Origin of the sequence: Algibacter mikhailovii (genome assembly GCF_014651495.1) — a bacterium.
Classification (GTDB): domain Bacteria; phylum Bacteroidota; class Bacteroidia; order Flavobacteriales; family Flavobacteriaceae; genus Algibacter_E; species Algibacter_E mikhailovii.
Genome location: NZ_BMWZ01000006.1, coordinates 174561 through 200077, shown reverse-complemented (window position 1 = coordinate 200077; position 25517 = coordinate 174561). Strand labels below are relative to the sequence as shown.

Below are 25517 nucleotides of genomic sequence, written 5' to 3'. Positions count from 1 at the left end.
TAATAAAACTAATAGACCTTAAACATCTATTAATTAACTACTTAATATTTTTAAAAAAGTCTATTTCAATTTAGCCAGCTCCTTGTTCACCTTATCATAAAAGGGCTTTAACTCCTTATAATTTTTTCCTGTTAATTTATTGAAGTATCTGCCAAATTTTTTATTTGATTCCTTTTTTTCTTCTTTAGTTATTTCACCTTTATTAAATTTCTGAGTAGCTTCATATTGATCTTCATAATGTTGAACTTTCATTTCATAGAGTTCTTCTTGCTGTGCCTTAGTTAAATTGAATTCTTTTGCCGCCATTTCAGCATATACTTTTGAACGTTCAAATCTGCCCTCATTCCAATTGCTTTTTGACTGTGCAAAACTTGTTATAGTTACCACTAAAAAGGCAATCAATGAAATTGTTTTTTTCATAATACTTAAATTTTTGTTATTTATATTGATTTAAAGTTTTTCGAAACTCATCTACAGTGGGTTCTCCTTGCAAGTACCCTAAAGAGGATAAAAACACATCTACATCAATCATGGTTTGAAAATGCAATTCTTTGTTTCTATCAATGTTAAAAAAAGCGTGATCTTGACCTTGATACAAGATTAAATCACACCTATTCCCTAAAGCTTCCATATCAGCCTTATACTGTTTTGCTAAATCAATCTTAAAAAGCTGATCCTTGGTGCCAAGCATGATAAGCGTAGGTGGTGTTCCTTTTTTTAAATTATGCGCTGGTGAAAACGCTTTCCAATAGTCTTTGACACGATCATAACCATAACCTTCTTTACTGTTATTGGCAACCGGATTGAAAAGCATTAAAGCTTTGGGTATGCAACTCACAGAAAGATCTTCTCCATCTTCATTAAAACCGTCAATAGTCGATACAGCAGCAGCGACATGACCGCCTGCAGAACCTCCTCCTGCTAATATCCTATTAGGATCAATACCATAAACTGTTGCATGTGAGCGAATCCATCGCATGGCCGATTTCGCATCCTTTACGCATTCTTTTGGAGTGGTACCATGTGGTTTTTCAACCCTATATTGAGCACTAATAGCAATCAGTCCTCTTGTGGCAAAATACGCGGCTTGATTATAAAAATGAGCCACCCCTCCGCCTTTCCAACCCCCACCATGAAAAAATACTATGCTTGGTACTTTTTCACTTTTATCATGATTTTCAGGAAAAAACATGTGTAATTTCAATTCAAATCCATCTATTTTTTTGTAAACAACTATAGTATCGGGTTCAGGGTTTCCCCAAAGCGCAGTGTTTCCAATAATAAAAATACCCAATATTAATAATCTCTTCATTTGTAAATTGCTATAAACTTATTTTTTGGCCCACCAGTTATCACCTCCTAATGTTGGGAAAACACGATCTTTTAACTGAGTATTCCATTGTTCCCATTCCTTAAATAAATCTTCTGATAAGTTTGTTTCCAGCGATTTTATATTCTTAGTTTCAGCAACATCTACAGATAGATTGAATAACTCTGGATAAGTTTGTTTTTGATTTCTATTTGCAACTAGTTTATAATTGCCATGTCTAACAGCCATGGCATTTTGTTCCCATTTTCTCCAAAACAAATAATCATGAGGGGCTTCCTTGTTCTCGCCTCTTAAAAAGGGTAATAAATCCACACCATCTAACGGTCTTTCTCTGTTAATAACAACATCGGTTTGTGCTACTATCGTAGCCATAATATCTAGAGAAGACACTGCTTGAGTATAGGTTTTTCCTTTAGGAATAACTCCTTTCCAACGTATGGCAAAAGGTACACGAATACCTCCTTCAAAAAGATCTCCTTTCAAACCTCTTAGAGGGCCATTACTTGAGGCGTTATTATGTGCGCCACCATTATCAGACAGAAAAACAATAATGGTATTTTCATCCAGTCCATTTTCTTTTATTGTTTCCAATACACGACCTACGCCATCATCAACAGCACTTACCATAGCTGCATAGGTTTTTCTCTTTTTATCCTTAATATTAGGGAATCGGGACAAATATTTTTTAGTGGCTTGCAAAGGTGTATGTGGTGCATTATATGCTAAATACAACATAAAATGTCTATCATCCTTAGCCTGCTTTTCTATATAGCGAACTGCGGCATTACTCAACTCATCAGTTAAATAATCTTTCGTTTCAACAATCGACCTGTTTTCCTTAATTTTTGTTCTGTACCAATCCCACTTAGAAGTTACTTCAGACAAATCATTATATACTAATTGTTCTGCATAGTAATTATGACCTCCAGAAAGAAATCCATAGAAATAATCAAATCCACGCTCTAAAGGATGAAAAACAGGGTTGGTGCCCATATGCCATTTCCCAATAATAGCATTGTTATAATTAGCTTTTCTTAAAACCTGTGCCATGGTCTCTTCCTCTACCGGTAAACCTGCCATTGGATTATTAGGATCAATAGATGGGTTAGTTGTAAACCCAAACCTATCTTGGTAACGACCAGTTAAAAATCCAGCTCTGCTGGGGCCACATACAGGAAAGGACACATAGCCTTCTTCAAATCGTACGCCTTCATTCGCAATTACATCAATATTAGGCGTTGGTATATCTTTACAACCGTTAAAGCCCACATCTGCCCATCCCATATCATCAGTCATGATAACAATAAGATTTGGCTTTTCAATGCGTTTTTGAGCTTGTAAAGTATTAACAAAAAACAAACATATCCCAAAAATAAGACTGGGAATATTTGGTGTAATGGTTCCTTTTCTATTCATATTCTTGTTCCTATTTTATGGATGTAATAAAAGGTTAAAATTAATCAAACTGTCATTCAACTTGTGACATAAAAAAGTATAAGGGAATCACTAAACATACAATTACAAATCCATATATCTCGCGCATCACCATCTAATAAAAAATTCAACATTTATAAAAAAAAGGTATTCAAATATTAATGATAGCAAGTAAATCAAAATCTACAAATTCAAAATGGCGAATTTTAACCATCACCATCCACTAATTATCAAATTAAAAGCAACCTTAATTCTTCAATTCACAATTTGATATGCATTTCATAAGTTTTTATTGAAGGCTTAAGTAAATACTTCTCCATGGGCATTGGACCACAACTTCCATTACCAATGGCGCCATGCTCAAAGTCTAAATGTAAAATACTGTATTGATTTTCTTTTAATTGGTAAGTGAATTTTGCATTTATAATATCTTGAATATCATAATTCTGAAGCGAAAAGTTGAATGGTTTTGTTGAAGACACTTTAAATCTATTAATTAAATTCTCAATTTCTAACCATCGTACTTCAGATCTATTGCCGTTGGATTGCGGTTTGGCATAATTAACAAAGAGCTCATTAATATTAGCTGAATATATACCCATTTTCATCCCAGTGCTTCTATCTCTATATGAACTACCTGGACCTTTACCATACCAAGTAGCCCTATTGTAATTGTTTAATAGTTTAACTTCATATCCTATACGAGGTAAGGTATTCGGAAGATTATTGCCAATAAATTCGATGCTAAGCGTATTTTTAATTTCTGCATCATTATTAATTCTAAATTCTTCTACAGTCTTAATATAATTAATGCGCTTATTGCCTTTATGGGTTTTACGAATAGTTACAATAGCATTACCATTTATCACTTCAGTTTCAAAAGCATCAACCTTTACAATTAGGCTGTCAAGTTGTACTGAATTCCATGATTTGACTAAAAACTTATCATTATCAATGGGCGCTCTATAAAAAGACAATGCTATACCTCCTTCAACAATTGGATTATTATTTTTAAAAATTGATTCTATATTACCGCTTTTTTTATTAAAAATTATCCTTGTATTTGCTGAACCTACTATAAACTTATTTTCAGATGCTTCAGTTTCGGGATTACTTTCAAATGCCAGGTTTAAAGACTTTTTAGATGCATCTGATTTAATAATCCATTCTTCAAATGCAATTTCATAACCTGCATTCGCCCAAGACGTCGACTCTTTTAAAACAGCGGATATCTGCAAAATATATTCATCACCATTATGTTTAATACTTTCCCAGCTTGGTAATGTAACAGTTTTTTTTGACCGACCCATAATATCTAGATCAAACCTCTCTTGTCTCTGAACTTTTCCATTTCTAAGTAAGGTCCATACAAAATCAAAACTATTGGTATTTGTAAGATGATATTTATTCTTAATTTCTATTTTACCAGACTCAATATCTATAAGATTAAAAGCCATTTCTTGATAGGCTTTTTTGACTTCTTCTGATTTTGAGCTCGGTGTTAAATCTGCCATCATTACGCCATTCATACAAAAATTACCATCATTAGGGGTATCGCCAAAATCACCACCATAGGCCCAATAATAATCACTTCCAGGAATAGCACACCCATCATGTGCTCGCTCTATGTCTGCGATTTTGTTTCCATAACTACCATCAACATGTCTTGTAATACCTTGATCAACCCAATCCCATAAACATCCACCAATAAGGTTAGGGTATTGCTCAAAAACATCTACATATTCTTGTAAATTACCAATACTATTCCCCATAGCATGGGCATACTCATTTAGTAAAAATGGTTTATCAAGATTCATTTTACCAATATAAATCATATCATTTACAGATTGATAACGTCCAAAACTATGTCGCTTTCCGTTTTTCCAAATGCCTCCTCCATAAGTATCAAATGAAATAGGCGCCTCTGAAGAATGATAATGGGTTGGCCTTGACGTATCAATTTCTTTAGCTTTTTGCTGCATGGCCACCATATTTACACCATTACCCGCTTCATTCCCAAAGGACCAAAAAATAACACTGGGATGATTTTTATCTCTATGTATCATGGCTTCAATACGCTCTACATGTGCTTGTTCCCATGTAGGATCCTTGGCTAATGAAGCTGTACCATAACGCATACCGTGAGATTCTACATTGGCTTCATCAATGACTAAAATTCCGTATTCATCACATAACTTATAAAAATATGGCGTGGCAGGATAATGCGAGGTTCGTACTGTATTAATGTTATATCTTTTAAGCAGTTTAACTTGCTTTTCCAGTCGATCCTTAGGAATATGTTTACCATAAATAGGATCATGCTCTACTATATTAACGCCCTTAACAATAAAAGGTTGCCCATTTAAAAGCAGTTCATTCTTTTCTGAAATGGCAATCTCTCTAAAACCGACTTTAGATTTTATACTATCAATTAATTCATTTTTATGGAATAATTTTATTTTTAAGGTGTATAAATTTGGAAACTCATTTGACCAACGGTTAACATCTTTTAATGCGTCACTAAATGACTTAAATGCATTAAGGCTTTCAGTGTTTTTTGATATTATTTTGCCATTATTATCACTCAATTCATAGCCTAATTTGTAATTCTTGAGTTTCCTATTATCTGATTCATTTAAGTCTACTTCCAAACCGAATGAAGCTGCATTCTGGTTTAAATCAGAAGTGAAAAAATAATCCTTAATATGAACTTTAGATTTCTCTACCAAATATACATCTCTAAAAATTCCAGACATGCGCCATCCGTCTTGATCTTCAAGGTAGCTACCGTCACACCAACGGAACACTTGCATGCGTAAAACGTTTTTCCCTTTATTAATATAATCTGATATATTAAACTCGGCCGGGGACCAACTATCTTGACTATACCCTACTTTCTTATCATTAATCCACAAATAAAAGGCTGAAGAAACACTTTCAAATCGTAGATAAATTTCTTTATCTTTTATATTATCAACTTTAAATTCCGTTTGATAAATCCCAACAGGATTCCCATTTTCTCCACCAATAAAAGGTGGGTTTTTATCAAATGGATACGTAATATTAGTATAAATAGGTAGACCATATCCTTGCATTTCCCAAGCTGCCGGGACTTCAATCTTGTCCCATTTTTCAGGTATTGAGTTACTAGGAATTTCACTTACATAATTATAAAAGGCAAAGTCCCAGACACCATTTAGTGACGTGACATCTTTCCCACTAGCGTCATAAAACAATGTGGCATGAGGTTTTTCTTTGTTTTGTTGTGTTACAAGCTGATTCTCCCAGTCATTATTAATTGATTGGCTATATGAAATACTCACATATACTATTAGCAATAGGGTAAATAATTTATACAAAACAATTTAACTTTATTTAAAATACAATACTCCAAATTTCGCCCTTATCAAGTTGTTTTGTATTATCAAAATTACCATATCGGACTCTACAATTACCTGAATTTTGAGCTTTAATTGCTGCCGTAAATAGTTTCCCATCTTTCCATTGCATAGTTACCTCATAGCCTCCTCTTGCCTTCAAACCTTTTATCTTACCATCTTGCCAAGCTGACGGTAGTGCAGGCAAAAGGTCTAACGTTCCTGTGTGCGATTGCAACAGAAGTTCGGCCATTCCAGCTGTCCCTCCCATATTACCATCCAACTGAAATGGTGGATGAGCACAAAATAAGTTAGAAAATGTTCCACTACCTTGTCCCATTAATCGCTCCCCTTTAACTGTTGCCGGAAACAACAATCTTCTAAATAGTTTATAAGCACGATTTCCATCTTTAAAACGTGCCCAAAAATTCACTTTCCAAGCTAATGACCATCCCGTGCCATCATCTCCACGAGCATTCAAACTTACCTTTGCTGCTCCTGCTAATTTCGGTGTTTTTTCAACAGTAATTTGTTTTCCTGGATATACCGCAAATAAGTGAGAAACGTGACGATGTTTACTTTCTGGATTGTCCACATCTTCTTTCCATTCTTGTAACTGCCCCCAACTTCCAATTGTAGGTGGTGAAATTTTATCTCTAAGTCTTAATGCATCTTTTCTAAATGATTGGTCTATGGCTAATACCTCACTAGCGGTTATACAATTGTTCAATAAATCCCACGCTATTTGATGATCCATTGAAGCGCCTCGAGATATCCCACCGTGTTCCGGGGAATACGAAGGGTAAGAAACCAAATTTCCTTTCTCATCTTCTATTAAATAATCAATCCAAAACAATGCCGCCTCTTTCATAATCGGGTAAGCCGTTTGTTTCAAATATTGTTTGTCCTGAGTAAATTCATAATGTTCCCAAAGATGTTGACATAACCATGCTGCTCCACCAGGAAATGCACCCCAAGGAAATTTCCAACCTGGTGAGGTATATCCGAATGGGTTGTTCATGGTATTAACTACCCAGCCTCTTGTGTTATAAAATTCCTTAGCTGAAATTCTACCTGGCTCCACCAGTGTTTCCATATAATCGAATAAGGGTGTGTGACATTCGCTTAGATTCGTAATTTCTGTGGGCCAGTAAAGCATTTGTTGATTGATATTCATGTGATAATCACATGCCCAGGCAGGGTTTGTACTGTTGTTCCATTTTCCTTGCAAATTCATGGGCATAGTTCCAGGACGAGATGAACTAATCATCATATATCTTCCAAATTGAAAATAAAGCTCTTCAAGACCCAAATCCTCATTTCCATCAGCATATTGTTCTAGGCGGATATTAGTTGGAATACTGTCATTGACCTTTGCAACTAATTCAAATTCTACTCTATCATAAAGTGTTTTATAATCTTTTAGGTGAGAGACTAATAAATCGTTGTAAGACTTACCATTTAAATTATCCAAGATTTTTTTATTCTCAGCTTGATAATCATTGCCTTTATACTCCGGATACTTATTAATATAATCTGTAGAAGCAACGTGGTACATATTTAAATACACCGCTCCTTTCACTTCAATTTTTCCATTTTGGAAGTTTACCTCCCCATCAGTTTCAAGTTTTAAACACGTTTCAAATTGCATACCATTATCTGCAACTTCCCCTTGAAAAGAATAGATTGACTTATTTAATGATTCCCTGTTTCTTTTGTGAGGTGTTTCAAAATTAATGCTATAGTCTGTTGCCAAATCAGCTTCAAAATGATATACCATCGTTTTTTCGGGATAAGACGCAAAATAAGTCCTACTGAAATTTGTATCATCTATTTTGTACTTTACATGTCCTTGTGCATTTTCAATGTCTAATTCTCGAACATAATCGGATACACGGCCCTCATGGTGTACTTCTATAAAAAAGTCCCCCATGGTTTGTTGTGCACCATAATTCCCAAAACTAGATTTTGAGTCTTTGGCTTTATACATGGTTCCTGTTAATTCTTTGTTTGCCAAATCATGAGCTTCATCCATTTTTCCAGCATCCAATAAACCACGCACTTCAGTAAGATGCTTCCACGCATTTTTCTTAATACCATAATTGTATTCATCTCCACTGCCGGGTCCGCCACTCCAAAGTGTGCCTTCTGCAAATTGAATTTGTTCTTTTTCTACGCCACCGTAAAACATGGTTCCCATATATCCATTACCTATTGGGAGGGCTTCAGACTGCCAGTCAGTAGCTGGTTGGTTGTACCATAATTTTAGAGGAATAGTTTGGGTTTGAATTTGAGTTTCCATTTGATCGCAAGAAGTTACCTGGAGAATAAATACTAAGACTAATAATTTGGCAATGTTATTCATGTTTTTATATTGTTGTGATGTTGAATATTTAAAATGTATTATTAGTACTAATCTTTATTTTGAATTTCAGGTAGTTCCAAAATCCCTGATTGATACGAAAACCATCCATTTTTTATATCTCCAGAACAAGCTTCAATAAGTTCCTTCTTTAATCTTTCAAGAAGTTCTGGATGTTTCTCTGACAAATTGCTTTCTTCTCGGTAATCGTCAGGTAAGTAGTATAGTTGATAGGTGTCTTTGGGGCCAAAATGACGCAACTTCCATCCTTCTTGGGTAACTAGTGCAGGGCCATGAAACGAAGAGAAAACTATATATTTATGAAGTTTGCCTGCCTCTTTCCCGAGTATTTCCGGCAAGTAAGATAGCCCATCTTTTTCTTCAGGTAACGCCACGTTTAACAGGTCTGCGAAAGTGCTTATCAAGTCATAATTAGCAACCTTTGTTTGTATAATTTTACCTCCTTCAATATTACCAGGCCAGTGATAAATGAGTGGAACCCTAACAGCACCTTCCCAATTGTCTCTTTTCATACCTGCCATACCATCGTTTCCGTTAAAAACATCCCCCACTAACTCACTGTAATATTTAGTGTTTATATTGTCAAATTTCTTCCCAGTTTGCATATTTATCATCGGCTTATTGATCTTGCCCTCTGAAGGATAATAAATTTCATGACCGTTATCACTAGAGAAAACAATGATAGTATTTTCATATAATCCGAGAGTTTTTAATTCTTCAACAATCACACCCACATGATCATCCAACATTTTTACCATGGATGCGTAAGTTTTTTCTATTTCGGTCAAGTTCTTATTTGATACAAAATCAGGATGAATTTCTGGAACGGATGATGGGCCATGAGGTAGCTGCGTGGGATGATAAAGAAAAAAAGGTGCGTCTCTATTATTTCTGAGAAATTGAATCATTTTATCTAAAAACAAATTTTGAGAATAGACCTCTTTCCCGTCCATATTCCACCGGTCTTCATAACCGCCATCCTTATCCCATTCAGCAGTTTTACCACAATCTGCTCTTGTATTTCCTTCGATCGTGACCATGTTACCGTCTTCAAATAAAAAAGGAGGATAGAAACCATGACAGCGTTGGTGGTCATAATACCCATAATAGTAATCCCAGCCATGCCTTTTTAATTGTTTATGAGTGGTTGCAAAACCCCAATCCAGTTTGCCTACTTGTGCAGTGACATATCCTGATTTTTTAAATACTTCGGCTAGGAAAACTTCACTCTCGGGAACAGGAGTAGCCTGTTTGTTGTATGCACTTTCTACTTGTTCCCTAGAATATTTACCACGAGTAATATCTGAATATAAGCCCGCTCTAGAAATGTCCCATTTATCAGTATGTAAATCATGATAACCTGTTAATAAGCTAGCGCGTGCAGGAGAACAAAACATACCACCGTAGACATTTTCAAATCGAACCCCTGACTCAGCAAGTTTATCAATATGTGGCGTTTTAATAATCTTCTGTCCTTCGTGCGTGAGCAGACCACGACCGAGGTCATCGGCATAAATTAGAATAACATTTGGAGATGAGTTTTTTATTTTCGTATCACATCCAAAAAAAGTAAAGATTATATAAACTAGTACTAATATATTTGAGAATCTAGGCATATTTTTCGATTAATTTTGATTCAATTGGTAAACTGCTAGAGCAAATTCTTTTCCTAAATCGATATAACCATTACTGTCATAATGCCATCGATCTGAATATTTATAGTTTCTTGTACTTCTTACAATGGCTGCATTTTTATCAGTTTTAGCATATTTCTCTTGGGCATACTGCACCAAATCACCAAAAGGCCAAACTATACCTGTATCAATATTATGTGAATCAGAAATCTTGCCAATTACCACTGGCAAATCATCTGAAAGCAGGCTCGCCCGGATTAAATCCATGAGTCGTCTTAGTTGTATGTAATATCGGCTAGCTATTTCTTCTGTTTTATCTCCATCGCTTTCACCTTGCATCCAAATAATGCCCATTGGTAATAAATAATCTTCAATTCCATCTCCATTAATATCTCCATACTCATGAGCATTTCTAATGGTTTTTAAAAAATGATCATATTGATTAACTCCAGTTTTTCCATTAAAATCTGGTTCCCAAGAACCAAATTTTCCTGCAGCAAGGCTGTCAATTGATGAACCACCTCTTGAATATTTTATGAAAGCCATTTTTTCATTAGGATAATATTCTTGTAATTTTTGAGCAAAAGAAAGTTCAATACCAAATCTTTTCGATAATTTGTTTTTATTCTCATAAGAAGAAAAACCAACACCATGACCTGGCTTCAATGTTTCCCATGTACCTTGTCCTCCTGAACTATTTTCATCAGGCACAGGATTTCCATGAAAAATCCAAACGTTTTCAAATGCTTTATTTAGTGAATTTGGCAAATCTTTATTATAACCATAACCATCCATATTGGATTGTCCTCCAAGATAGTATAACCGTATAGTGTCTTTTTCTTTTCGCTGGCCAATAGCTACTAATGGAAAAAGCAATAAAAGAATAAGTAGCTTTTGTTTCATCATTTTATATTTTGTTTGGCTTGTTCTCTTACTCTATACATTTTGCAACCAATTTCACGACTAGCATCAATGGTTTCTTGATAAGGCGTATCACATACATCTAAAAAACCAATTTGATAATTTTCACCATCTCCACGACCAGTTACAGCTTGCTCGCTATATTGAAACCAATGCGCCCCTACCAAATAAGGGTTTTCTAATGCTCCTTTTAAATAAGCTACATAAGCCTTGCCTCTTTGCTCTTGATTTTGAACAGACCGCAGCCCTGTATGTAGCATTCCCCTATCTAACGCACCAAAATGGAATTCCCCTATAATAATTGGTTTATCAATGGTAATATCGTGTGGTTTTAAATCATTAGGTACAAAACGGTATCGGTTGAAGCTTATCACATCGCAATATTTTGCCGCTATTGGAACAATCCACTTTTGATGAGACAAATTATTAGGATAATAATGATTATGTAAACGACTTCCCAAGTACAATTTATTAGGTGCTTTTTCTTCTATAACCTCTTTACATGTTTTATAATAAAGATCAACCACTATTTTTTCAAAATCTAAAAGGTCTGAAAATGCAACTTTTCCTTTTGCTTTTTGTTTTGAATTCAAAAGCTCATTCCATGACTTATATCCAGTTTTCCATGCAGAATTTAGACTAGTTATCTCTGAGTATTTATTTCTAAGAAAATTTATCAATTCAATTTTTGCATTAGCATTTGCTGGAAATGTCAAAACTAATTTCCCAATCTTTCCCCAATCGTGCAGTTCATTGTCAACAAAATAGCCAATGCAGTAGTCGTCATTCCAAGTTTTGCTTTGCTTAAGAAATCCTTTTTGCAAATTTGTTTTAAAATTAGCATCAAAAACATCAGGAAATTTAAGAATTCCACCTATCTTTCTTTTCGTATAAGCCACATTAACAGTGTATGGGGTTTTTCGTTGCATATAGGTGTCCGTATCAGACCAGTTCCCTATAGTATTCATTCCCCAGCTACGAAGCCTTTTATGTGCCAATTCACTTTTAATCGCACTCCAATCTTTACCGTACTTTCGTAATAAATTTGAAGCCGTAAAATTATAACTTACAACTTTTCCTTTTTTTTCTTTAGCAAATGCATATGATGCGGTTCCTTTCTTTGGTAGTTTTGAAAAGTAATGTTTTCTACCTGCTACTTGTGTAACTGCGCCATCATTAGCAACACCAGTAATACCATGAGACCAAAACAAATACCCATCTGGGTCTACAAACCACCATTTACCTTTTACTTTTTCTACTCTAAAATGACCAGTTGCTTTTAGTTTTGGGCCACTAGTCCATCCGCCATATTTACTCCTGTTTTTAGGGGAAGGCGATGCATTTAAATCCTTTAACTCCTTTTCTTTAGCTATTTTAAAATCAAGGTCGATATGTATTTTTCCTTGCCATTCCTTTTTAGTAAACTGCCCATAAATATCAATAAAAGGGAACCCCGTTTTTTGAATTTCATTGTATGATTTTGCTAGTAAATCTCCTTCTGCTATTAATTTCCTGATACTTAATTTTGCTCCTGTTTTTGGATTAATAAGTGAAAGACTAATCTTTTTTACATGAGCAGCATCTAAAGGATCCCAATGATCTAGATAGCCCCCAGGAAGCCCATTCATTTTCAAATAAGATCGTTTCAAAGGGTGTTGTTCGGCTAATTTATTTCCTTTAATTAGAACCCGCATCACTCCATTTTCTCCAGGGTTAAGTATGAGCAGGCCTTCACTCCATTTATGATTATCTATATGGCAATTTAACATTATTGAAGTTTCTCCCAAGTTTTCCACCTCAAATGCAACGGATGTATTATTATGCAAATCCCAGTGCGTCTCTGGCGCATACAACTCCACTAAAGGTTTTGATTTTTCCATGTCTATCACAATGGATTTATCTGGTCTAAAACGGGCTTTTGCATTTTTTACTTTCACATAAGAAGTAACATAATCCTGCGAAACATCAACAAGTATTTTGTTTTGAGCCTGTTGTTTAAAAACATAACCAAAAAGACAAATAAAAATTAATAGTTTAGATCTTATCATTTTTTTAAAACTGAAATTATTTAATACAAAAAAAGGTCTCGCTATTGTGTACTTACAAAATCTTCAACTCCCCCAACAATATCTGAAGCATCTTCATTTTTCTCTCTAAACTGAAATCTTAAAAACCTTACTAATGAAGAATTTGAAACCTTAAAAGTATCCTGTGTAACAATAACTAGAGTGCAATTTAGCAAAACCTAAACAGCTCTATTAACACAAAAGAACCCAAAACTAACACATAATCATTTAGGAGTTTAAACCAATAAAATTGATGGTTATGTAAAGCATTGAAGGTAGCTTTATAAGGAATAACCCATCGTAAACCTTAAACTTAAATTAGAAAATATATTTTCATTGCACCCAACTTATTTTTCAAGCTCAAGTGCACTAACGCCTTTTAATCCTTCTAAATATAATTGCATTATATATTTCTCATTAAAAGCTCTTGTCCATATACAAAAATCATCTAGAAGACCTTTGTAATTTTTCATCCCCATAACTTTATAAAGGTCTGTTTTATAGGTTGAAACTTGCGTTGCTATTGACATCCAATTGGCTTGAGATGTCTTTATTTTTGTTCCGGCACGTTCAGTATGGTTTTCTTTAATTTCTTTTCCATCTACAAACAATTGGATGTCTACCAATGCCCCATGCTTTTCTGGCAAAACAATCGCTAAATGATGCCAATTACCATCGTTTATTTTCATGCCCTTTGTATGGGTATAAATTTCTGGCCTTAGAGACAATTCTAAATTACCTTCATTAAGGCTAAGATTGAAAAACTGTCCTTTTTTACTCCAAAAAGAACCGCTATTAAAAATTAATTGCCTACCAGATTCATTTGTTTTAACCCAACAAGCAATGGTTCTTTCATAACCAGCATCTAGTGGCCCAATAGGCAATACAAATAATTTTGATTTTGTGTCAATTTTAGCTGCACTCCCAATAATTCCATCTTTTATTTCTACTTGTTCTCCAATTAGGGAATAATCATAGTTAAAAGCGCCATCATTTAAGTATGCCTTTGGAGATTTAATTTGATTCATCAACGGATTGTGTTTTCCTTGTTTTGGAAACGTCCCGTCCACACTACTCTTATATTGCTTTGGATTTAAGACCTCATCAAAACTCCAATGAATTTGTAAGCCTTTTGGGTTGATAGGTGTTAATAAACCTTTGCCTTTTATTTTTGTACGATTACCTCTTTTATCAATTACTATACTTCCCAAAACGTCTCCATTATTATGATAAGTCACTAAACTTAACAAATCCTTTTCTACATCTACCGTGGTGAGGTTTGATAAATCATTCCCGCGTCCTACAAACTGAATTAAATCTGACTTTGGGTCTTTGGTAACGGTATTCATATGCACTTCTCCTGCTAAGTACAAATCGACATGATACTTTCTAAATAGGTTTAATATTTTTTCACTTTCACTGTCATCAACCAACATACCACTACTGGCATATTTTCTAACAGGATAAATAATAGGTAGGTGTGATTGTACAACAATATGATTGATGGATTCTAAATTTTGAGATTCTTTCAATACACTTTCTAACCAATCAAAATGTTTTCCAGATATATCACCCGTAACAACACCTTGGCCGCCCAAAATTTTGTCTTTAGAATCAAATCGGAACATATCAAGCGTAATAAACAGAATATTTTTATACTGATATGCATTGGAGGTATGCTCGTATATGGTTCCAATTGGTCTTGGTAATGCACTCCCAATATTTTTTGTGAAACGAGAGTTACCATAATTATCTTTGGTAAAAACAGATGCAAACTCTTTTCTAAAAGTAGGTATATGTTTCACAACCTCTGAGTTTTTAGACCAAGGATTATCTCCTATTTCATGATCACCAACGGCGACTAATAAATTTTTATACCCAGCATCATGAATAATTTGCTTCAAGCCACCAAAGCTTCTTTTACAAGCTTCTGAAACCACTTGAGACGTGGAATAATTTGCAAATTTCGGATTGGATTTAAACTTTTTGAGAAACTTTTTTCTATACCAATGCCCGCTAACAATATCGCCGGGAATTGTAATGAGTTCTCCTCCATGTTGATTGAACATATCAACAAAGCCTTCTTGTTGTTCTTTAATTCTTTCTTGTCTTATCTCATCGCTTTCTGCACTTAGCCCTTCTGATTTATGATAATCAGGAATATTGATAAAGCGCCAACTATCTTGGGCAATTACCCCTTGGAAGACGAATAAATAAATAAAAAGTGTAACTAAGATACGTGATGTGTTCATATGGGAATTAATTATTTTTAATAAAATTTAAATAATATTTTGCATAATTTTTACTTAAATCAAGTTGTCCTTTGGTTTTGTAATGCACGTTTTAGGATGTTTTTCAAAATTTTCTTAAACAACAACTTTTACATTCGGTATATCTTCTTATGCTTGAAATCTTGCAAAAATAACATGCCCAACTCCTGAACATGTATTTTTGATTTTTTGAAGTTGTAGATTATCTTTCATTTTAATAATGTTTTCTTTATTAACTTCTATTTTAGTCATATCCTTTCCACTTTGCAGCCATAAAAACCCAACAATTTCAACATCAGCTGCTTTTTGAGCCACTTTTATTTTCTCAATTAGTTTTTTGTATAAATCACCTTTTTTACCATCACCAGTGCGATTTGCTTTTTGAAATGTCCATTTTGGAGACCAAGCAGAAATTCCTGAACCACCTGCGGCACTTTTTATAATTCCGATAGTTTCGTTTGGGTATGCTTTTGAAATATCGTTTGCTAAGGCTATTTCTGGTCCAAAGTGAAATTCAGTTAGTTTGCCCTTAGCTTGCATACTCTTATTAGGTTTACTAAATGGTTTTAATGGTTGCCATTTACCTTTTTCAAAAATGAGTTTATTCTCCGATCCTGAACTTAATTCCTCTGGTAATTGAGTACTATTACCCCAACCCCTCATTTTAGATTAACCGGATAGGATAAACACTTTTAATTTATTATTCTCTCTACTTTGTGCTAGTAAGGTTGACGCGCAAAATAATATTAGTAAAATTGAACCATATTTTTTAAACATCATCTTCTTATTGCTTAATAGTTTTATGACTAAAGATTTATTAGGTTCATTTAATTAGTATTACCAAATACCTCAAATTCTCCAATTACAAGAACATCATCACTGTTTTTTGGAGATAAATTAATTCTTATAAAACGCACTTTGGTCGTATCTTCAATAATACGTTTAGTCTCTTTAATATTGTGATACGTGTTTTTATCAACACCTTTCCATTCTTTTTTATTTAAAGAGGTTTCGATAAGAATTGAACCTTTAAAATCAGAAACAAAACTAAGTTCTACGCGATCTACATCATAAAAATTTTCCATGTCCAATTCCCACCAAACAGTTCCATTTACCAGTGTCGGTTTCCACTTAGTCCATTTATGACCATCGTTTGCCAAAGACGGCAAACTACTACCTGTGGAGTTGGTACGTGTTGGTCTGGTATCAGAAACTTTAACAGGCTCTCCTTTTTCAATAGCTTTTAACAAGCGGTAATCTTTATAAACTCTCTCTTTAACTAGAGGTGTTTTCCCTTCAACAAATCTCGGTTCTCCAGTAGTTATAATTTCAATTCGAGCAGATTCCAAACCTTCGGAAGCAGCCTCAATAACACTTGTACCTCCTTCATAACTTCTGAATTCTATGGCAGCATGTCCATCTAATATCTGAATATCATTATAGGTGGTTTCTTTAAAGGTAATGCTTCTTCCAGTAGGGAACTCACCAGGTCCAGAAATAATGCTTAATGTCACATCTGGACTATTAGATATATGTTTCCCATTTTCTCCTATTACTTTTACATTAACGTGAGCATCATCAGTAGCATTGGTTCCTTCAATTGTAGTTTTATCAGCAAATAACATTAATCGTTTAGGCGTACCTTTTACTGGCCACTCCGGAGCCGGAATCCCTTTAAAATAATGTCTGTACCAGTACCAAGATCGTTTAGGAATTCTAAAGAAATCAACAATTCCCATTTCGCCCATATTACCAGCTATACTTCCATGATCAAATCCACACCAAATAGCATGACCACTTCGCCACTCTGGCTTTTCACCATCCTTTATATGGCTGCTCCAACATGGTGTATAATCACCTGGACGATCTGTAACACATGAACCATACTCACTTACCATATTAGGAAAACCAGGATTTTTATACAACTTGGCACCATCTCCATTATACCCTGCAATATCACCTAAAACATCTACATCTTTACGCTGGGCACCACCAATCATTGCTAATCTAGATCCATCTAATTCATGTGACAAATCAACTAAATCTGAAAGCAAACCTTTCATCTCTGTTTCCACAGCATGTGCTGAAAAGAATGGTTCATTACTCATACTCCACGCAATCACAGATGGGCTATTTCTATTGATTCGAATAAGCTCCAAAAGGGTTTGCTTTGCACTATTATTATAAGCATCCATATCCGCTTTATGAATAGGATATGTACTAGATTTCCAATCGCCATCATCACCAAATCCGCCAATGCCCCAAACACAATTTTCTGGAAGAAACATGAGTCCTAATTGGTCACATACTTCTGTAAAATAGGGATGGTGCGGGTAATGAGAACCACGAATCAAATTAAACCCTGCATCTTTCATTAGTTTTAAATCGCGATACACACCAGCTTTAGTTACTGCATCACCCCACCCTGCATGGTCTTGATGCACATTAGCACCTTCTAAATACAAATGTTCTCCATTAAGAAAAAAGCCTTTATCTGCTGTCCAATCAACCCAACGAAATCCAAATGTGGTATCATAATGATCCACTATACTTTTGCCGACATAAATAGCCGATCTAACTTTATATAAATTAGGTGTTTCTGGCGACCATAATTTTGGATTATCTATATCTTCAATATTCTGATTATAAGTAAAGCTATGACCAGCTTTAATTTTATGAACCGTACTAACTTCATTTGTAATTTTTCCTTGAGGGTCAATAAGTTCAGATTTCAGAGTGAATTCTTGGTCAAAAACATTAGTATTCTGTACTTCTGTTTTGATGTTTACAGATGATTTTTCCTTGCTTAAGTTGGGTGTTGTTACAAAAGTCCCGTTCCAAGCCATATGTAATTTATTAGTTACATTAAGACAAACATCTCTATAAATACCTCCACTAAAAACGTGCTCTCCAGCTCTAGGTGCCAATTGAGCATCCCAAACGTTATTTACCCTTACTGCTAAAAGGTTTTTTCCTGCCTTAGCCTTTGCACTAATATCAATCACAAAACCAGTATAACCACCTTTGTGCGCACCTATCTTTGCACCATTTAAGAATATTTCAGCTACCTGAAAAACACCATCAAATTCTAAATAAATATGTTTGCCTATACTTGCTTTTTCAATAATTAAATCTTTTTGATACCAGCCATAGCCCTCATAAAAACTTTCAGAACGAAAATATGGTAGGCTAAATGTATGTGGCAAACCAATGTTATCCCAGGTATTCCCTGCTTGCAACTGGCCGGAGAAATCATCTGATTCATTACTAAATGTAAATCTCCAGTCACGGTTGATGTTCGTTTTAGTTCTAATAGAAGTCTCTTCAACTGAATTAGGGCAAGAAAACATGGTTACAACCAAAATTAGTAATGGAAATAAAAAAGTTTTTTTCATTTAAGCATTTTTTTTCAAAGCCCACCATTCAGGTAATAATTCTGCAAGATCAAACCAATAGCAGTTAACCTAAAAAATCATAAAACTTTAATTAGTGTAAAATTTACTTTACCGAATTTAATTATATATCAGATTGCTGTGCAAATTAGCTAAAGTAACTCTTGTGCTATAGCACAAAACGAACCTAATACTAACACAGAATCATAAAGCATAGGAATATCGAAGGCATACAACAAAATAGAATTATGTCTGATTTAAAAAGAGAAAACCACCTTCAAGAGTATTGAGATAGATACTGTTATTATCTAACCAGAGTTCTCCAGGTTAAAAAAGTCCTTTTTATTTTGGAATTGGATTAAACAAGTGGAAAAAACATTTAATAACTAAAAAATGATTTTTTTTCGTTTATATTCCTTTTTAAGGTTGCGTCAATTTGTATTTTCGGTCATATAAATCCACTTGTTCTCTTCTCCAAGGATTCCCCTCTAAATACAAAACCTGTGGTGTAGACACATCCCAATCGCCTAATTCTTTTAGCATAGATTCTACCAATTCCCAATTGTCGCTAGCCAAGTTGTTTATTTCTGAAGGATCTTTGTCTAAATTGAACAATAAAGGCAACCGATCTGGTAAGCGCACCAACTTCCAGTTTCCTTTTCTAATACCTGCACTAATGGTAAAACGCCACATTAAAGTCTTGTGTGGATTGCCGTCAATTTGATTTGTTAGATATGGATAAATATTAATTCCATCTAATTTATCATTAGGTACTATCGTGCCACCTGCCATTTCAACAAAAGTTGGAACAAGATCCAAAGCTGTAATTGCTTTACTATAGACACCTTTCTTTAAAGTATTTGGATGAGATATAACAAATGGCACCCGAATACCACCTTCTAATAAGATCCCTTTTTGACCATTAAATGGTGCGTTTATTGAGGCATTGTTCGTGCATGGGCCTCCATTATCACTTAAAAATACCACCACCGTATTCTCATATATTCCTTGCTCCTTTAATTCTTTTATAATTCTACCAACATTCACATCTAAACGATGAACCATTCCAGCATAGGTTCTTCGTTTTTTATCTTTGATATGGCTGTATAATTTTAAATCTTCTTTGGTTGCCTGCATGGGCGCATGTGGTGCGTTGAATGAGGCAAAAAGGAAAAAAGGCTCTTTTTTATGTCGCTTTATAAAATCTACACATTCGTCGCCTTTATCATCTGTAATGTAAGTGATTTGTTGTGGTTTTTTATAATTGGATTGTATGGGCCTATTGTATTTTAAATTTTTCGTGTCTTCAGGAAAATAGTTGTGTCCGCCCGCTAAATAGCCCCAGAATTCGTCGAATCCTCTATTTATTGGGTGATATTTTTCAACCTCTCCTAAGTGCCATTTCCCAACTAATCCATTCACATAACCTAAATCAGATAATCGTTCTGCAATTGTTTTTTCTTCTACCGGAAGTCCTACAAAGTTCTCATCGAACTGCGGTAAATCGACAATTGGATTGTTATCAAATCCGAAGTTTACTTGATTTTTCCCTGTCATCAATCCTGCTCTCGATGGACCACAAACTGGTGCAGAAACATAGCCTTCAGTAAAAATTATCCCTGATTTTGCCAAGGCATCTATGTGAGGTGTTTTAATTTGTGTGCTTCCTGTAAATCCTAAATCACCATAGCCCAAATCATCGGCTAGAATAATAATGAAATTAGGTTTTTGAGGGTCACTTTGACAAGACAAGTATGTGCTTGATAATAATAAAAAAACGACTACTATTTTAATTTTCATTTATTCTGTATTTGTTGAAACATTATTTCTATTTATCAACGACAACCTTTAGAGTTTGTGTTTTATTTTGAAATCTAGCATGCACAAAATACACACCAGAGGACCAATTTTGAACATCTATTTCAGTTTTTAGCGTTTCCACCTTAAGCTGCTCAATCAGAGATCCTAAAATATTGTAGATTGTAATCTGAGCATCACGGAATCCTTCATCAATAAATTCTAATTTAAAACTATTGGATGTTGGATTAGGATAAAGTTTTACACTCTTAGACTCAATCTCTTTAACGCCTGCTGTTTCCTCTAATTTAATTTTTAAAAAACGTGCTATACCACTAGGAATTACAATTGATATTTCATCATCAACAGAAGAAAGTGTTCCCAGAGCTGTTGCTTCATTAAATAAATCAAAAACCTTGCAATCTTTTGAAATACCCAAACCCGCTTTTAATTTAACCGTTCTGCTTGCGGGTGACAACACATTGTTCCCTAACAGCAACGCAAAATAAGTGAACGGATCATCTTTTTGCTGCGCAATGTGCCAAGAGCACGCTCCTTCAACAAAAAAATCAAGATTATTACGTTCTCCAAGTATTTTATTTTCTATTTCATTCTTGCCAGCACTTATAGAAAAATTATCCCAAGAATCACCATTAGTCTGATAAGCTAGTTTACACCAAATATTCCCTTCAATTTGGATTGCTTGTCTATTGGGTACAATGGTAACAAATCCACCGGGAGTTGTTGGTATCAAGTTATCCCATCTACGCTTAGCACCCCAAGCATAGGCAGATAGATCTGTATCTGAAACATCAGTATAAGCATCCCAACAGGCAAACTGATTTAACACATAATTTTGGGTAGTAGGCTGATATTTATCATGGTCGTGTTTTAATGATTGTTCCAAAAGTCTGTTGCTGCGATTATATAAGGCCACAGAAACTGGCGAAATAGATTTTAAATCGGTTAGTTTAGGTGCATTTGGATATAATCCTTTTTCAGCTATTTTTAAAAAGTTTATAAAGCCTTTTTCATAGGCTTGTGTCCATTCCAATTCAGGGTCAGTAACATCACCTCTAATAAATAATGGGTTTTCTTTTGAGGTAACAGAGGTTACACGAAAATATTTTGCCCCTAAGCCGTAAGCATTAAGCATCTTTTTTAAAATCACATGAGCATTTCTCATACCACCCCATTCAGCTACTCGATTTGCAGTTAAGTCATCTCCTATTATGTTGCAGCCCCAGTCTTTAACATCTCCATTCATCCACATACCAACACGTTCTGCAATACTCCAATCTTGAACATTTACATTTGAGTTCTCTACACCCGGAACAAGCATTTCTGTGTACCTCGGAAAAAAGTCATCAGTTTGTTGCTGTGTCCATGTAGAAAACATGGCACCTTTAGCACAAAACATGACTTTAGGAGGTGTTGCCCCCATTGCTTCAGCACGTTCTAACAAGGCATCCATATGTGGAATGTAAGTATCAAAATAGGTGTGATGCGATAATTCTCTTGTGCGTGCCATCATATAGTTTTTACCATCAACCACAGAAGCTTGGTAACAATCTGCTAAGTTTTCTGCAGTGATATACTGATGCGGTCCGTGACCTATTTTCAAACTGAAATAAACACCTCTTTGAGCAAGGGCTCTGCAATATTCAACCATACCTTCTGGAGTCACATCTGGGTCTGTACCATCGTTACTAACATTGTAAACAGTAGCACTAACTTCTGCAACCATTCTGATTCGTGAAGGCTCATAACCAGTTTGTCCACCAATTTTGTCGAGCCACTCTTGCTGCGCATCTAGTACACCTTGAGCGCGCAATGCACAGTTGGTTGGAGTCATTTCCCAACCCAACCAACTAGCAAAATAATGCATAAATGAAATAGGCTCATCGGCAGGGGTTGCTCCTGTTCCTGAAAAACTATTTAACTTACTTGTTAATTGGTCTAAATTCTGGTCAACTTCACCTAATCTACCAGCACCATTTATGGTACGAGCCTGTGTTTTCCAGTTAGAATTAGTAACATCAACAACATAAAAATGATCATCACCATTAATAGGACCAGAAAGCACTATTTTATCTGCCCCACCACTTCGACTCTCTAATCGTGCTGCATCAGAAAAGTGATAATCAGAATGTGCCCAAGTATAATTTGATATAGATATTGCATTAGACGTCGGATTATATTCTGAAAGAAATAGATCATCACCATATACTGTAAATAATTCTGCTTTCCCATCATTATCAAAATCACCAGGCACCCCGTGCTGCATCAAATATTTACCGGTATTGGTTGTTTTTTCCTTATCTTTTGATTTAAAACCATGATTTTGAATCAAGTAGTCTTGTGCATAATCATTATAATCTCCTAAACGTATTGTTTCGTTTGCGGTTAGCATGGTTGAAAACAATTGAGTTCCAGGATCATTATCAGGATGAAATACACCCCAATGTCCAGCTAGTTCATCTTTACCATTACCATCCATGTCATATGCATGTGGTAATTGCTTATCTGTATAACCAAGATTATATACATCATCTATATTTTCTGAAGTTATACCCGAATAATATGATGGTCGTTGAAATGTTGACAAATCGGTAATATCAAAGAAACAATTTCCTCTAAAACTCTTTCTATTAACAACCGATACAATTTCATCTGATCCATTACCATCAAAATCTCCTACTACAAGATGACGCACCACTCCAGACACACCTCCTTTATTTGAAGTTTTAGGTCTTAAAGTTGTTATAAGCACTCCCGTATCATCCAGAAAATGAATCAAACCATCAACTCCAGAAGTAGCAATAATTGTTTTGCCTGTATTATCCTTTCCAACCGTTGCACTATATAATGCTCCGGTGCTGACGGATATATCTAATAATAAACTACCGGCAGATGATATTATCCGAAGATGCCCATCAGTACCAGGTAAAAGAACTTCGTCACCCGGACTACTTTCAATGGCATTATAAGCAACAATACGATAGGCCATGGTAGGAAGTTCTGAATACTCCCATAGACGGTTATTTACCATAGGGTTTGAAATCTGGTCTGGACGTTTAAAAGCAATAAGTTTACCCTCAACGGTCATGGCAACAACATAGTCTTTTGCTCCAACACCATCAAAATCGGCTGTTGTGATATGAATTAAATTATCACCTTGAGTATTGTATGGCTGAAACGCTTTAATACCCTGCGCAAATACTAGACTCATTGCATTTATCAATAGGATGAGCATCCATAAACGAATCAACTTAAAATTATTTTTCATCATAATTTATATCACTTCTTAGCCTTTGATTCCATCCTCTACCATCAAGAGGTAAGACATTATTATCCATTGACCAAGTATTCCATTCTTGTTCTAATATTTTTGCGATTTCTGGATATTGCTCAATCAAGCTATGTTCTTCAGCCCTATCTACAGATAAATCATAAAGTTCCCATTTGCCTTTAAATGGTTTTTTATTTGCTTTAGTTGATACGAGTTTCCATTTCCCATCAATTACCGCTCTATCAGCCTGATGCTCGAAGAATAAAGCCTCTCTTTCTTTTGATTTGCCTTCAATAGCCGAGAGCAAACTTTTGCCCTGATAAGGTTTAATCTTGTTTCCATTTAGTTCTTCAGGATATGACGTTTCAGCCAATTCCAAAAAAGTTGGCATAAAATCAATAACATGACCTTTTTGATTGGTTATTGTTCCCTTTTTTATTTTCGCCGGCCAGTGCACAACTAGAGGTGTGCTTATTCCTCCTTCATGATTTGAACTTTTATACAAACGAAATGGTGTATTACTCATATTAGCCCAATTTCTTCTGTAACTTTGATTAAAATCGTTATTACCAGAGTTTTCAATAGTTTCGGCCTCAAAGTCTTTCCCTTGAGGTTCTGCATTTCCCCCATTATCAGATAAAAACATAATGACCGTATTATCCAATTCATTATTCGCTTCAAGAAGATTTAATATTTGTCCTATGCCCTGATCCATTCTATCTATCTGGGCAGCGTAAACTTCCATACGCATTTCCCACATCGCTTTTTCTTCTTCAGAAAGGCTGTTCCAAGCAGGAATATTGTCAGGTCGTTCACTCAATAGCCAAGCGTTAGTCAGACCGCTTTGAGTCATAGTTTTAAAACGTTGATCTCTGAAATAATCCCAACCTTTAGTAAACTTTCCTTTATACTTATTGATGTCAACTTCTAAAGCATGAAGCGGCCTGTGAGGTGCATAATGGGCCACGTAGAAAAAAAAAGGATCATCTTTTTTTGTTCTAAAATGTTCTTCTAAAATGTCAACAGTAGATGTATTAATGGCTTCTGTTAAATAAAAATCTTTATTTGGCTTTAATCTTTCATTACCTTCTGTTAACGTAGTTGGAATATAATATCCACCACCTCCAGAGAGCACGCCATAATATTTATCGAACCCACGTTGCAAAGGCCAGTTAGAATTATCGGCACCAGCTACCATATTTCTGTCATAGGTTACATGCCATTTTCCTGTTACATAATTTTGATAACCCGCACGTTTTAATACCTGAGCTAAGGTTACACTATTTTTGCTAATGGCCCCTCTGTATCCCGGTCTGCCATAATCAGATGCGGTCATCCAACCTAAATCTGCATTATGAGCATACAATCCTGTTATTAATGAAGCTCTTGTTGGGCAACATCTTCCAGCATTATAAAACTGATTGAAAACCATTCCGTTATTGGCTAATCTATCAATGTTTGGCGTTTGAATTCCCGACCCCATGAATCCAAGATCTGAAAACCCCATATCATCGGCCATTATTAGAATGATGTTAGGCTTTTTTTCTTTTACCTCAGATTTACTTCGATTACAAGCAAACAACACAGTAACAGTTAATAATACCAGAATCCTTCTCATATT

14 protein-coding genes are annotated in these 25517 nt (G+C 35.0%); all 14 read right to left on the bottom strand.

From position 1 onward, the window contains the following. Positions 1-60: 60 nt before the first annotated feature. The 14 genes from IE051_RS13680 to IE051_RS13615 all read right to left on the bottom strand — a co-directional run bounded on the left by IE051_RS13680 (position 61) and on the right by IE051_RS13615 (position 25514). The gene (locus IE051_RS13680; RefSeq protein ID WP_189361598.1) at positions 61-420 is read right to left on the bottom strand and encodes a hypothetical protein; all 360 of its coding nucleotides are present in this window, start codon (positions 418-420) and stop codon (positions 61-63) included. Positions 421-436: 16 nt separating this feature from the next. After that, a complete protein-coding gene (locus IE051_RS13675) occupies positions 437-1312 on the bottom strand; it encodes an alpha/beta hydrolase (RefSeq protein ID WP_229796815.1) in 876 nt (291 codons plus the stop codon). An 18-nt stretch (positions 1313-1330) separates the two neighbouring features. Beyond that, positions 1331-2746, bottom strand: a complete 1416-nt coding sequence (locus IE051_RS13670) for a sulfatase-like hydrolase/transferase (RefSeq protein WP_189361596.1) — start codon at positions 2744-2746, stop codon at positions 1331-1333. A gap of 278 nt (positions 2747-3024) precedes the next feature. Beyond that, the gene (locus tag IE051_RS13665) at positions 3025-6123 is read right to left on the bottom strand and encodes a glycoside hydrolase family 2 TIM barrel-domain containing protein (RefSeq protein ID WP_189361594.1); all 3099 of its coding nucleotides are present in this window, start codon (positions 6121-6123) and stop codon (positions 3025-3027) included. A gap of 16 nt (positions 6124-6139) precedes the next feature. Further along, positions 6140-8506: a glycoside hydrolase family 95 protein gene (locus IE051_RS13660; protein ID WP_189361592.1), complete on the bottom strand. Its 2367-nt coding sequence runs from the start codon at positions 8504-8506 to the stop codon at positions 6140-6142. Between the two features lie 47 nt (positions 8507-8553). Beyond that, positions 8554-10140 (bottom strand): sulfatase-like hydrolase/transferase, encoded by a 1587-nt coding sequence (locus IE051_RS13655; RefSeq protein ID WP_189361589.1) that lies wholly within the window; start codon positions 10138-10140, stop codon positions 8554-8556. Positions 10141-10149: 9 nt separating this feature from the next. Further along, entirely contained in the window at positions 10150-11064 is a 915-nt protein-coding gene (locus IE051_RS13650) for a sialate O-acetylesterase (protein WP_189361587.1), read from the bottom strand. After that, complete coding sequence (locus IE051_RS13645) at positions 11061-13127, bottom strand: hypothetical protein (RefSeq protein ID WP_189361585.1); 2067 nt, start codon at positions 13125-13127, stop codon at positions 11061-11063. Before IE051_RS13645 ends, IE051_RS13650 begins: the two co-directional genes overlap by 4 nt. 365 nt (positions 13128-13492) lie before the next feature. Then, positions 13493-15397: a LamG-like jellyroll fold domain-containing protein gene (locus tag IE051_RS13640; protein WP_189361582.1), complete on the bottom strand. Its 1905-nt coding sequence runs from the start codon at positions 15395-15397 to the stop codon at positions 13493-13495. Positions 15398-15544: 147 nt separating this feature from the next. Then, entirely contained in the window at positions 15545-16078 is a 534-nt protein-coding gene (locus tag IE051_RS13635; RefSeq protein ID WP_189361580.1) for a sialate O-acetylesterase, read from the bottom strand. Between the two features lie 164 nt (positions 16079-16242). Beyond that, positions 16243-18810, bottom strand: coding sequence for a glycoside hydrolase family 2 protein (locus IE051_RS13630; protein WP_189361575.1), 2568 nt, complete (start codon positions 18808-18810; stop codon positions 16243-16245). A gap of 417 nt (positions 18811-19227) precedes the next feature. After that, entirely contained in the window at positions 19228-20607 is a 1380-nt protein-coding gene (locus IE051_RS13625) for a sulfatase-like hydrolase/transferase (RefSeq protein WP_189361573.1), read from the bottom strand. A 28-nt stretch (positions 20608-20635) separates the two neighbouring features. Continuing rightward, positions 20636-23896, bottom strand: coding sequence for a T9SS type A sorting domain-containing protein (locus IE051_RS13620; protein ID WP_189361571.1), 3261 nt, complete (start codon positions 23894-23896; stop codon positions 20636-20638). Next, positions 23883-25514, bottom strand: a complete 1632-nt coding sequence (locus tag IE051_RS13615; protein WP_189361569.1) for an arylsulfatase — start codon at positions 25512-25514, stop codon at positions 23883-23885. The genes IE051_RS13620 and IE051_RS13615 overlap by 14 nt, the downstream gene beginning before the upstream one ends. Between the last annotated feature and the right edge of the window lie 3 nt (positions 25515-25517).

Coding starts and splice junctions, on each gene's coding strand:
- IE051_RS13680 (WP_189361598.1), bottom strand. CDS start 420: ATGAAAAAAACAATTTCATTGATTGCCTTTTTAGTGGTAACTATAACA.
- IE051_RS13675 (WP_229796815.1), bottom strand. CDS start 1,312: ATGAAGAGATTATTAATATTGGGTATTTTTATTATTGGAAACACTGCG.
- IE051_RS13670 (WP_189361596.1), bottom strand. CDS start 2,746: ATGAATAGAAAAGGAACCATTACACCAAATATTCCCAGTCTTATTTTT.
- IE051_RS13660 (WP_189361592.1), bottom strand. CDS start 8,506: ATGAATAACATTGCCAAATTATTAGTCTTAGTATTTATTCTCCAGGTA.
- IE051_RS13655 (WP_189361589.1), bottom strand. CDS start 10,140: ATGCCTAGATTCTCAAATATATTAGTACTAGTTTATATAATCTTTACT.
- IE051_RS13650 (WP_189361587.1), bottom strand. CDS start 11,064: ATGATGAAACAAAAGCTACTTATTCTTTTATTGCTTTTTCCATTAGTA.
- IE051_RS13645 (WP_189361585.1), bottom strand. CDS start 13,127: ATGATAAGATCTAAACTATTAATTTTTATTTGTCTTTTTGGTTATGTT.
- IE051_RS13640 (WP_189361582.1), bottom strand. CDS start 15,397: ATGAACACATCACGTATCTTAGTTACACTTTTTATTTATTTATTCGTC.
- IE051_RS13635 (WP_189361580.1), bottom strand. CDS start 16,078: ATGAGGGGTTGGGGTAATAGTACTCAATTACCAGAGGAATTAAGTTCA.
- IE051_RS13630 (WP_189361575.1), bottom strand. CDS start 18,810: ATGAAAAAAACTTTTTTATTTCCATTACTAATTTTGGTTGTAACCATG.
- IE051_RS13625 (WP_189361573.1), bottom strand. CDS start 20,607: ATGAAAATTAAAATAGTAGTCGTTTTTTTATTATTATCAAGCACATAC.
- IE051_RS13620 (WP_189361571.1), bottom strand. CDS start 23,896: ATGATGAAAAATAATTTTAAGTTGATTCGTTTATGGATGCTCATCCTA.
- IE051_RS13615 (WP_189361569.1), bottom strand. CDS start 25,514: ATGAGAAGGATTCTGGTATTATTAACTGTTACTGTGTTGTTTGCTTGT.